Origin of the sequence: Horticoccus luteus (genome assembly GCF_019464535.1) — a bacterium.
Taxonomy (GTDB): domain Bacteria; phylum Verrucomicrobiota; class Verrucomicrobiia; order Opitutales; family Opitutaceae; genus Horticoccus; species Horticoccus luteus.
On sequence record NZ_CP080507.1, the window covers coordinates 2,721,695 to 2,733,317 of the forward strand.

General features: G+C 66.6%; 6 protein-coding genes. 5 read left to right on the top strand and 1 reads right to left on the bottom strand.

Annotated elements, in window-relative coordinates; translation table 11 throughout:
- Positions 1 to 259 precede the first annotated feature (259 nt).
- The 5 genes from K0B96_RS11140 (at position 260) to K0B96_RS11160 (ending at position 10,666) form a co-directional block, all read left to right on the top strand.
- Positions 260 to 2,419 carry a beta strand repeat-containing protein gene (locus K0B96_RS11140; RefSeq protein ID WP_220160977.1) on the top strand — a complete coding sequence of 720 codons (2,160 nt, stop codon included), beginning with the start codon at positions 260 to 262 and terminating at the stop codon, positions 2,417 to 2,419.
- A gap of 75 nt (positions 2,420 to 2,494) precedes the next feature.
- Complete coding sequence (locus K0B96_RS11145) at positions 2,495 to 3,460, top strand: N-formylglutamate amidohydrolase (protein ID WP_220160978.1); 966 nt, start codon at positions 2,495 to 2,497, stop codon at positions 3,458 to 3,460.
- Positions 3,461 to 3,568: 108 nt separating this feature from the next.
- Positions 3,569 to 4,270 (top strand): hypothetical protein, encoded by a 702-nt coding sequence (locus K0B96_RS11150; RefSeq protein ID WP_220160979.1) that lies wholly within the window; start codon positions 3,569 to 3,571, stop codon positions 4,268 to 4,270.
- Positions 4,271 to 4,330: 60 nt separating this feature from the next.
- Positions 4,331 to 9,112: an immunoglobulin domain-containing protein gene (locus K0B96_RS11155; protein WP_220160980.1), complete on the top strand. Its 4,782-nt coding sequence runs from the start codon at positions 4,331 to 4,333 to the stop codon at positions 9,110 to 9,112.
- A gap of 180 nt (positions 9,113 to 9,292) precedes the next feature.
- Entirely contained in the window at positions 9,293 to 10,666 is a 1,374-nt protein-coding gene (locus K0B96_RS11160; protein WP_220160981.1) for a TolB-like translocation protein, read from the top strand.
- A 94-nt stretch (positions 10,667 to 10,760) separates the two neighbouring features.
- On the opposite strand, the gene K0B96_RS11165 is transcribed toward K0B96_RS11160, so the two are convergent.
- A complete protein-coding gene (locus tag K0B96_RS11165; RefSeq protein ID WP_220160982.1) occupies positions 10,761 to 11,603 on the bottom strand; it encodes a phytanoyl-CoA dioxygenase family protein in 843 nt (280 codons plus the stop codon).
- Between the last annotated feature and the right edge of the window lie 20 nt (positions 11,604 to 11,623).

The window sequence follows — 11,623 nt, forward strand, 5'->3', positions numbered from 1 at the left end:
TTCCGGCGACGCGTCGCACCCATCACTGCCGCCCCTGCGTTCGCCCCACCCCGCTCTCCGTCTCTCGTTCGCGCGCCAACCTTGCCGCCCTGCGTAGTTCTACGCCATCTCCCGCGTAGCCAAACCCCCTAGCACGCTTCCCTCCGTCGCGCTAAACTTTGTTCCTTGCCGCGCTCTACTCGGCGCGGGGCTGAATCTTTTCTCTCTCGCTACCGCTCTCTTCTTACGCTGCCCCCCTACTCCTTCCCTCGCACCCATTATGAAGTCGTTGCCTCGCCTCCCTGTTCTCAACGTTCTCACCCTCGGCCTCGCCGCCCTCCTAACCGCGTCGTTGCGCGCCACGCCGATCGAATGGGCGGGAACCAACTCCGGCAATTGGAATGCCGCGGCCAACTGGACGCCCAACACAACCATCGACAACAGCGGGACTCAGGATCTCCTCATTAAGACCAGCGGCAACGCCAGCCCCGTCACGACCATGCAGGTGAGCAGCGCCACGGGTAACGGCACGGCGGCCTTCAGCATTCGCTCGCTCTCCATCGACGACACCGCCGCCCTCCTGCACAACGCAACCGTCGGTCTGCGCATCGCCGCGACCAACAGCGCTTCCAGCAGTAACAGCACCACGCTGACCTTCAGCACGCCGGGCATCAATATCATCTCCGCCGCCAACGGCGCGACCGTGAGCTTGAACGCCACTACCTCTACGGGCACCGGCACCCCCTCGATGACGATCAACCTTGGCTACTCGGGCGCCGGCACGCTCCAGGTCGACGGCACCTCGAAGCTTCTGATCAACGCGGCCAGCACCACCATCTCTGGCACCGGCGGCCTGATTAAAGACGGTGCGGGCAGCCTCACTCTCTCCGGCAATCACACTTACACCGGCGGCTTCACCTTGCAGGCCGGCACGCTCGTCCTCACCAGCTCCGGCGCACGCACTGGCGACAACACCGCCGTCGCCAATTCCGCCTTCGGCACCGGCACCGCCACCCTGAATGGGGGCACCCTCCTGAGCTCGGGCGCCGCCGGCGGCGGCACCTCCGCCCGCACCATCTATTCCTCCGTCATCCTGAACGGCAACGTTGAGATGACAAACTCCACCACCGGCAACATCACGCTCAGCACCTCGGCCGGCCAAGCCACCGCCCTCGGTGGTAATTCCACCTTGAACGTCGGCGGCAACGTCACGTGGGACCAGTCCATTTCCGGCGACTACAGTCTCACCAAAACCGGCGCCGGCACCCTCGCCCTCAACGGCACCAACACCTTCAGCGGTCTCAACATCAACGCCGGCACCGTTAACGTCGACTCCGTCACCGCTCTCGGCTCTTCCGCCGCGCTCAACCCTTCCAGCGTCGTGCTGAACGGCGGCACGCTCGCTTTCGCCTCGGGCAGCGACACCTCCGCTTCCTCCAATCGCGGGTTCCAAATCGGCTCCGGCAACGGCACGATCGATCTCTCCTCCGGCCGCAACGTCACCCTCCTCGGCAACATCACCGACGTCACCGGCCAGCACGGCATGCTCACCAAGACCGGCGCGGGCACCCTCACGCTCTCCGGCGCCAATTCCTACTCCGGCAGCACCACCGTCCAAGGCGGCGCGCTCGCGGGCGATGCGACCAGCCTCCAAGGCGCCATCGTCCTTAACAACGCGTCCTCGGTCACCTTCAACCAGACCTCCGACGGCACCTACGCGGGTTCGCTCTCTGGCAACGGCTCCTTCACCAAGCTCGGCGCCGCCACCCTCATCGTCAGCAACTCCTCCGCTCACACCGGACCCAACAACGTCGCCGAAGGCGCCCTCATTCTCCAAGACGCCGTCTTCGGCGGTAACGGCAGCGCCGGCCTCGTCGTCCAGTCCGGCGCCAAGCTCGCCGGCTCCGGCATCATCCGCGGCGACACTGTCCTGAACGAGGGCTCCTTCCTTTCGATGGACACCTACACCGGAGGCGTCGTTTCGAACGTGATCGGCAAGATCTCGTTCAACAACAATCTCGACCTCTCCGGCATCGCCGCCTTCTCGACCTCGCCCGTCACCATTCCCACTCCCTTCGGCGCTCCCCTGGCTTTCGATCTCGGCTCCAGCAACTACAGCGACCAGATCGTCGTTTACGGCACGCTCGATATTGGCAACGGCCTGCTCGATTTCGCCGACTTCAGTTTCACCACCGCCGCCTCCCTGCACGACGCCACCTACACCCTCTTCTCCGCTCCCAACGCGACGATCGCAGGCAGCCTGGGCACCACCCTGGTGAGGGATTTCGGCGACGGTTTCACCGGCACCCTCTCGCTCACCGACCACGCGGTGCAACTCACCCTCGTCGGCGCGCCTATTCCCGAGCCCTCCACTTACGCCGCGCTCCTCGGCGGCATCGTGGCACTCGCCGCCGTTTATCGCCGGCGCCGCGCCCGCTAAACGCGTTCGCCTTCTCCTCTGTCTTTCTCGGGCGGGCCTCTCCCGGGCTCGCCCTTTTCATTTCCTCCTGGTCCGATGACACCTGTCCCTTTCACTCTTTTCTCTCCCTTCCGACTCCTCTTCGTCGCCGCCCTGACCCTTGTCGCCGCGACGCTTACGCGCGCCGACGCCGCCGGTTACGAACCCGGCAAAACTTACCGAGACGCCAAAGGCTACGTGGAATTCCAACCCGGCTCGTTGCCCATCATCATCACGGCGCCCCACGGCGGCGAAAAGGGCCCGTCGAGCATCCCTGATCGCACCGAAGGCGTCCTCGTCTCCGATGCCAACACGCAGGATCTCGCTCGCCAGATCGCCGCGGAATTTTCGCGCCGCACCGGCCGGCAGGTTCACCTCGTCCTCAACCTTCTCCACCGGCGCAAACTCGATCCGAATCGCGAGATCAAGGAAGCCGCCCAAGGCAACCCCGATGCCGAAGCCGCCTGGCGCAATTATCACGCCGCCATCGACCGCGCCAAAGCCAGCGCCCTCGCCGCCTACGGATTCGCGTTCCTCGTCGATGTCCACGGTCACGGCCATGCCATCCCGCGCCTCGAACTCGGCTACGCCCTCGACAACGCCGCCCTCAACGTCACCGATGCCGCCCTCGACGCCGCCGACGTCGGCCCACACACCACCATCAACGATCTCGCGGCACGCACGAAGGAGCCGTTTTCAAAACTTCTCCGCGGGCCCGGCAGCCTCGGCGATCTCTTTCAGCAACACGGCTTCCGCGCCGTCCCCAGCCCGCAAGAGCCGCAACCCGGTAACAACCTCTTTTTCGCCGGCGGTTACACCGTCCGCCGCCACGCCGCGTGGCCTGACTCGACCGGCGTCGACGGCGTGCAGATCGAGTGCAACCGCGACGCCCGCGCCACGCCGAAGTCCCGCGCCCAACTGGCCGCCGCCATCGCCGACGTCCTCACCACGTTTCTCGCTCAACGCTACGCCTATACGTTACCCGCTCCTTCCGCCCGCCCGGCCGTCGCTCGCTCCGAGTAAATTCCGCAAGTCGTTGCGCGTGTCGCCACCGTTCGTCTTCGCCTCGCCAACCGCGGCTGTTTTTCGGTTTGTTTCTCGTTCGATCTGACCTTTGACCCTGCACCTGCCATGGCCTTTCGCTCCACGCTCTTTGTTCTCCTCACGCTCGCCAGCGCCGCCTCGCTCGCCGCCGAGACGTCCTACCAGTGGACCTTTAACGACCAGCCCGGCACCGCGCTCACCAAAGTCGGCGGCCCCGTCTCCTGGTCCAACGATCTCGACCAGACCGCCACCACCGGTCGCGGCACCCTGCGGATCCGCCGCGGCCACAGCACCACCCCCAACACCTTCGCCCCTCTCCCCGCCGCGTGGGCGCAACAGCCGCTCTGGCTCGTCGTGCGCGTCCGCGGCTGGAATCTCTCCGGCAAATCCCCCGAACTCGTCCGCCTCGGCTTCAGTTCCTCCGACCATGAGAAAACCCCCTCCGTCGTCGCACAGATAAAAATCGCCCGCGAAGACGACGCCGTTCGCCTCTCCGCGGAAGCGACCGGCGGCGGCACCAACCTCGCACCAGTCGCGTTGCGCGGCGCGATTTCCAACCGCACCGTCATCGTCGTCCTGCACCTCGATCCGGGCGCGCGCACCTACGACGTCAACTTTCGCATCGAAGGCGCCAGTTGGCAGCAACTCGGCGCCGGCACAATCGCCGACGGCCGCGCCCCCCAATTTCTCCGCTTGGGCGTGAGCGGGCCGTTCGACACCAAACGCGCCGAATACTTCGACCTCGACGACCTCCTCGTGACGACCGTCAAACCTGCCGATCTCCCGTAACGCCCGCTCGCCGCTCGCGCCCCGTTTTCGGTCCCGCCTTCTCTTCGCCTGTCTCTCGCCGTGAAGCCTTCCCGTCTCGCCGCCTTGATCGTCAGCGTCTGCGTCGCCCTCTGCGCCGCCGCCCAACTCGCGCGCGCCCAGCCCTACGTCGTCGGACAAAAATATTACGACGATTTCGCGACCAAATACATCGAATATATCCCCGGCGATTTACCCATCGTCATCACCGCACCACACGGCGGATCGCTGACCCCGTTCGCCATACCCGATCGCGCCAATGGCACCTACACGATCGATGGCGTCAGCTATACTTTTGCCGCCAACACCAGCAACGAGATCGTTACCGCCACCGATCTGAACACCGAAGACTTGGCCACCAAAGTGGTGAACGAGATTCTGGCCCGCACGGGCCATCGCCCGCATTTGATTATCTGTCACTTGAAGCGCTCGAAGCTTGACGCGAACCGGGAGAAGACCGCCGCCGCACTCGGCAACCCGATCGCAGGCGCCGCTTGGGACGCCTACCAGGCGTTCATCCTGGCCGCTCGCGCGACCGTGACGCGTGATTTCGGATTCTCCTTTCACGTCGATCTTCACGGGCACGGACACACCAACCAGCGACTCGAGCTCGGCTACAACCTCTCCAGTTCCGACCTCGGTGTAAGTGACGCCGCCCTCAATCGCGCCGGGGTGCTCTACGATACCTCCGTGCGCACGCTGCCGCTCAACCGACCCGACGTCACTCTCGCCACGGTCCTGCGCGGCTCCCGTAGCATTGGCGATTTCATGAGCACGTTGGGGTTCCCCGCTTGCCCGAGCCCGCAGGATCCTCAGCCCAAAGACAGCAGTTTTTTTCAAGGCGGCTACACCACGCGCACCCACACCTGCTGGACCGACAACGGCATCGATCACGGCCTCCAGATCGAATGCAATTCTGACGCCCGCACCGACGCCAACCGTCCGCTCTTCGCCGCCGCGCTCGCCCAAGCCCTCAACGCCGTCCTCTTCGACAACTACGGCTACAGCCTCGGCGCCGCCCCCATTTATCGTCTCTCCGCACCCACCACGACGCTCACCGCCGGCGGCCCCAGCGTCACGGTCACCCTCCAGCGCAGCGGTTACGCCGCCTCCGCCGATACCGTCGCCCTGAGCTTCGGCGGCAACGCCCTTCGCGGCACCGACTACACCGCCTCCGCCACCACCGTGTCGTTTTCCAGCGGGGAAACCTCGCGCACCATCACGCTCACGCCGCTGACTGTCGGCGGCTCCGCCGACAAAACCATCACCGTTCAACTCGCCCCCGTCGTCCCGCAAACCGCCGACACCACTCCGCTCACCTTCGCGCTCGCCAGTGGATCGTTGCCCATCGTGCGCGTCACCGCCGACGCCGCCACCGTCAGCGAGTCCGCCGGCTCCGCGATCTTCCGTTTCACCCGCACCACCTCCGTCGGCCCCCTCACCGTCAACGTCGCGTGGAGTGGCGATGCGACCGTCGGCCGCCACTATCTCGAGCCGATCGGATCGAGCTTCACCTTCGCCGACGGCCAATCCGAATTCGCCCTCACTGTCCCGTTGATCGACGACGGCCGCCCAGATCCTGCGCGCCAGCTCACGTTGAGCGTCACCTCGGGAACCGGCTACGTCCTCGGCACGCGCCCGTCCGCGACCGTGCAAATCACCGACGACGATCATCCCGCCGGCCTCGCCCTCTGGCTCGCTCGCGGTCTCGATGGCAACCGCCTCCCCGACGACTCCGGCCAAGGCCGCGATGGCGCCGGCGTGCCCGGCAACGCCCCCACGCCCACGACCTGGACGACCGGCAACGCTTCCGGCAGCGGCCTCGCATTCAACGGCGCCTATCAAGCCGCGCTCGTCCCCCGCTTCACCGTCGATCCGCAAAACGCGTTCACCCTCTCGTTCCGTTTTCGCACCAGCGCTTACTCGACCAACCAATACCTCGTTTCCTACGGGCCGCGCGACTCCGCCGGCAGCCTCACGGTTTACATGACGAGTGCGACGACGCTCCGCACCTCCCTCAACAACTCCGCGGGCACGCTCAACGCCGCCGACCTCGACACCGCCATTCCCAATCTCACCAACAACACCTGGCGCCTCTACACGCTCACGGTCGACCCGACCGGCGGACGTCGCGTTTACATCGACGGCGTGCTGCAAAAATCCGCCGGCGGCTGGTCCGGCTCGCTCTCGCCCACCGAACTTTTCTGGCTCGGCTGGCGCGCGCAAGCCACCACCTCGAGCGCCAATTATTTCACCGGCTCCCTCGCCGATGTCCGCGTTTATCAACGCGCGCTTTCCGCCGCCGAGGTCACCTCGCTTTCTTCCGGCACCTCCACATTTGCGACGTGGCTCGCCGAGCAAGGCCTGCCCGCCAACGAACACGTTTACGACGACGACGACGCCGATGGCTGGGGCGCCGCCCTCGAATACGCTCTCGGCACCAATCCCCTCGCCGCCGCCTCCGCGCCCGTCATCACCGCCACGCGCGGCGACGGCACCGTGCAATTCGATTTCACCCGCCGCACCGACACGACCGACGTCGCCCTCGCCCTCGAATACGCCACGTCGTCCTCCGGCCCGTGGTTCGGCGTCGCCTCGCTCGCCGCCGGCGCCTCGACCTGGAACGCCGACCCTGACGTCGTCGCGACCGACGCGGCCGGCGCCGTCTCGCTCCTCGTCAACGACGAAACCACGCCGCGCTTGTGGCGCCTGCGCGCTGCCATCGGCGTCAACACCACCGCCACCGAAATCACGCCCTCCGTCGCTCCCGTGTTCACCACGCAGCCCGTCGCGCAATCCGCGATCACCGGCACCACCGTCACCCTCAGCGTCGCCGCCACGGGCCTGCCCGCACCGGTTTATCAGTGGGCCAAAGACGGCGTCGCGCTCCCTGGCGAGACCTCTCCCACACTCACGCTCGCCAACGCCCAACCCTCTGCCAGCGGCGCCTACACGGTCGTCGCCTCCAACTCCGCCGGCTCCGCCACCAGCACCCTTGCGCAGGTCGTCATCGGCGATGCCCCCGTCATCCTCGCCGCGCCCACGTCTGAATCCGTCGTCGCCGGCACCCACGTCGCACTCTCCGTCACCGCCTTCGGCGCCGACCCGCTCACGTATCAATGGCGCAAAAACGACGTCGACCTCCCCGGCGCCACGGCCGCGACGCTTGCATTCACCCCGGTGCAGATGTCCGACGCTGGCAACTACAGCGTCGTCGTCACCAACCCCCTCGGCAGCACCTCGAGCAGCGCGGCCACGCTCACCGTCGTCGCCACCGCCATCGCGCCAACCATCACGGCACCGCCGCAGTCGCAGACGCTTTACACCGGCCAGACCCTCGCGCTCTCGGTGACGCCCGCCGGCACGAGCCCGTTCACCTACCAATGGGCCAAGGACAACGCCCCGCTCACCGGCGCCACCGCCGCCACGTTCAACGTCGCGTCCGCCGCGGTCACCGATGCGGGCAACTACACCGTCACCATCACCAACGATGCCGGCTCGATCACCAGCGCACCTGCCTCCGTCGCGGTCACGACCGCCACCGCGCCTGCGATTACGACGCAGCCCGTCGCACAATCCGTCATCGCCGGCGCGACCGTCACCTTCAGCGTCGCCGCAAGCGGCAATCCCGCGCCCGCGTATCAATGGAGCCGCAACAGCACGCCCCTCGCCGGCGCTACGTCCGCGACGCTCGTGCTTACCAACGTCACCTCCGCCGACGCCGGCCTCTACTCCGTCGTCGTGACGAACCCTGGCGGCAGCGTCGGGAGTCTCGCCGTCAACCTCACCGTCCTCACGCCTCCCACCATCGCCACGCAGCCGCAATCCCGCGCGTCCGTCGAAGGCAGCGAAGTCACGTTCACCGTCGCGGTCAGCGGCTCCGGCCCGTTCACTTACCAATGGCGCAGAAACGGCGTCGCCCTCTCCGGCGCGACGTCCGCTTCCCTCACGTTGACCAACCTCGCGTCGACTGACGCCGGCACTTACAACGTCGTCGTGACGGGCGCAGGCGGCACGGTGCCCAGCGCCGACGCCACCCTCACGGTCGCGCCGCCCAGCTATCTTTCCAACCTCTCCGTGCGCGCCGCGATGGACGAGGGCCAGACGCTCATCGTCGGCTTCGTGGTAAGCGGCACCGCCAAACCCATCCTCGTGCGCGCCGCCGGCCCCGCCCTCGACACGTTCGGCCTGGCCGGCGTTGCCGACCCGCATCTCGCCCTTTACCAAGGAACCAACCTCGTCGCCGGCAACGACGATTGGGACGATTCACTCGCAACCGTCTTCACCCACCTCGGAGCGTTTCCGTTTACCTCCGGCAGCAAAGACGCCGCCCTCCTGCAAACCCTCACCGGCGTTTACACCGCGCAAGCATCGGGCACCGGCAACGGCAGCGTGCTCGTCGAAGCTTACGACGCGCAGGCCGGTTCCGCCGCGCGCTTCACCAACTTGTCCGCGCGTTTTCACGTCGGCACCGGGAGCGATATTCTCATCGCCGGTTTCGCCGTGGGCGGCGGCGGCTACAAAGCCGTGCTCATCCGCGCCGTCGGTCCCGCGCTCGCCGCCTTCGGCGTGCCCGGCACGCTCGCCGACCCCAAACTCTCGATCTACGATCAGAACGGCAACTTCATCGTCGGGAACGATAATTGGTCCGGCACGCTCGTGCCCATCTTCAAACGCCTCGGCGCGTTCCCCCTCTATGACGGCAGCGCGGACGCCGCCATCCTCGTTTCCCTCGAGGCCGGCAAATCCTACACCGTGCAAGTCGTCGGCGCCGACGGCGGCACCGGCGAAGCGCTCGTCGAGATCTACGACAACAACCCGTAGCGCCCGCCCGTCGCCCGACCGTTCACCGCCGTAGCGCACATCCTCCGCCGGCGCTACACCCCTCTGCTCCGCCTGCCCGCGGAGCGCACGCGTCTCGTGAGCGGATTGTCCGAATTCGCCGGACTGTCGCTCCAGCGCTTTCCGCGCTTCCTTGGACGCTCACCCAACCCCGCTCCTCTCATGTCGCCCTTCCTGCTGCGCCGCTGCGCCGGTGTCTCCCTCGCTCTCCTCCTCACCATGCAAGCTTTTGGTCACATCGGGGATCGTTTCCCCGCGGAAAAGAAGATCGTCGTCGATCCCGTCACCGGCGCTCCGCTGAGTTTTCTCACCAGCCAGCCGCGCGGCGATTCCAAGATCTATCAAACGCATCACCAATGGACCTCCGACGGCCAGTGGGTCGTCTTCCGCTCCAACCGCGTGCGCGGCCAGGCGATGGCGGTCAACGAGCACACGGGCGACATCGTGCAAGTCACCGAACACGGTTACTCCGGCATGCTCTGCCTCGCCGACCACTCGATGAACCTGTATTTCGTGCGTCTGCCCGAAAGCCAACCGCCGACCGCCGTGACCGGTGCCGAACCCGCCACGCCCGCCGTTAAAGCCGGCGAATCCCACGGCGCCGCGCAAATCGTGCGCGTCGATCTCGGCAAACTTTTCCTCGACAGCGCGGCCGGCACCGTCGGCCCCGCCACCGATTACGAACACGTGTGCGGCGTCGTCCCATCGGAGTTGGGCGCCGTCGGCGACGTCGCCCTCGATTGTACGGAAGATTACGCCTACTTCCGCGTGGCCGGCCGTGACGTCGCGCAACGCCACCTCGCACCGGGCACCAAGCTCGAGCCCGACTTCGGCCCGCGTCACATGGGCGCCGGCCCGACGGGTCTCGCCAGCATGAACCTGCACACCGGCGAGGTGAAATTCATCGTCGCCGTGCCCTTTCAAATTGGCCACGTGCAGACCAATCCTTGGGTGCCCGGCGAAATCGTCTTTTGCTGGGAAACCGGCGGCAAAGCTCCCCAGCGCACGTGGACGGTCCGCGCCGATGGCACCGGCTTGCGTCCGCTTTATCCGGAAGCGTCCTACGATTGGGTCACGCACGAAGCGGTCATCACCAAAGACGAAGTGGCGATGGCGCTCATGGGCCACCGCCCCGTCGGCACCGACGACGCGTGGGGCGCCTGCGGCACGCGCGAACATCCCACCGGTCTCGCCATCGTCAACCTCCGCACGCGCGAGATGCGCATCGTCGGCCAGACCGCCACCGGCAGCGGTTTCTGGCACGTCAACGGTTCCCCCGACGGACGCTGGGCGTGCGGCGACGACTTTGCCCGCAATCTCTGGCTGATCGATCGCCACACCGGCGAAATGATCCTCCTCACCACCGGCCACAAGGAAACCGCCGCCGATCACATTCACCCAACCTTCAGCGCCGACAGCACCCGCATCGAATTCCAATCCGCGATGCTCTCCGCCGACAACCGCACGATGAACATCTGCGTCGTGCCAGTGCCCGCCGCGTGGCTTCAGCGCACCTATTCGACCAAGCTCCCGTAACGCGCCGCGGCTTTCTCTCCGCGCCCGCTGCTCTCGCGCTGCCGCGCGACGTCCGCGCAGGCTTGCGCGTCGCCCGCGGCCGACCGCGCCGTTCTTACGCCGACTTGGCCGCGGCCGCTTTCGCCGCGCGCGCCGCCGCCTGCTCTTCCTGCCAGGGGAATTTCCGCGCCGTGTCGCGCTTCCGTTCGAACGCCATGCCCACCGCAATATAAGCGCGGCGGAAATCGTCCGAGCGGTTCGCCGCCGTGAAGTGCAGCGTGCGCTCCGCGTGAAACGTCGCGCCGCCCGCCGGCAGTTCGCACGCCACAGCCTTCGCCGCCTGCAATTCGCTCGGCACCACTTCCAAGCCCGGCGTCAGCGGATTGCCGCCGATCGGCCGGTGCGGCACCACTTCGCCTTTCTGCGAACCCGGCACGAAACACATGCACCCGTTGACCTTTGTCGCCGGCTGCAACGCCACCCAGACGCTGAGCCCGCTGTATTCCTTCGCCGGATCCCAATACGCCTCGTCCTGGTGCCACGGCGTCGGTGAGTTGCCGTGCGGCGGCTTGTTGATCGCGTGATCGCCCACCATCCGCGTCTCCGGCCCGTGCAGTTGCTTCATCATCGCCTTGATGTTCGCCACCAACTGCGTCTCGAGCAGCTCCGGCGCGTATTTCGCCGGCTGCAAAATCTGCGGCACGCTCTCGCTTTTGCCCTTCGTTTTCTCGCCGGTGAGGTCGTAGAGGTCACCCTCGGTTTTGGCGCGGTCCTCGTTGAACAACCGGTCGTAAATCCGCCGCACCGTGGCGACCTCCTCCGCGGGCATCACCGCATCGACCGCGAGATAACCGTTCTCCCGGTAAAACGCGATCTGCTCCGGCGTGAGCGACCGGTCGGGCGCGCGTTGAGCCGGCGCACTGTAGTTGGGAGTGGGCAGCGAAGGGGCTTCGTTCATCGTCGACACCTTAACGCCGT

What these genes read in the sequence shown, in the direction of transcription:
- K0B96_RS11140 (WP_220160977.1), top strand. Translation starts at nt 260, where the DNA reads ATGAAGTCGTTGCCTCGCCTCCCTGTTCTCAACGTTCTCACCCTCGGC.
- K0B96_RS11145 (WP_220160978.1), top strand. Translation starts at nt 2,495, where the DNA reads ATGACACCTGTCCCTTTCACTCTTTTCTCTCCCTTCCGACTCCTCTTC.
- K0B96_RS11150 (WP_220160979.1), top strand. Translation starts at nt 3,569, where the DNA reads ATGGCCTTTCGCTCCACGCTCTTTGTTCTCCTCACGCTCGCCAGCGCC.
- K0B96_RS11160 (WP_220160981.1), top strand. Translation starts at nt 9,293, where the DNA reads ATGTCGCCCTTCCTGCTGCGCCGCTGCGCCGGTGTCTCCCTCGCTCTC.
- K0B96_RS11165 (WP_220160982.1), bottom strand. Translation starts at nt 11,603, where the DNA reads ATGAACGAAGCCCCTTCGCTGCCCACTCCCAACTACAGTGCGCCGGCT.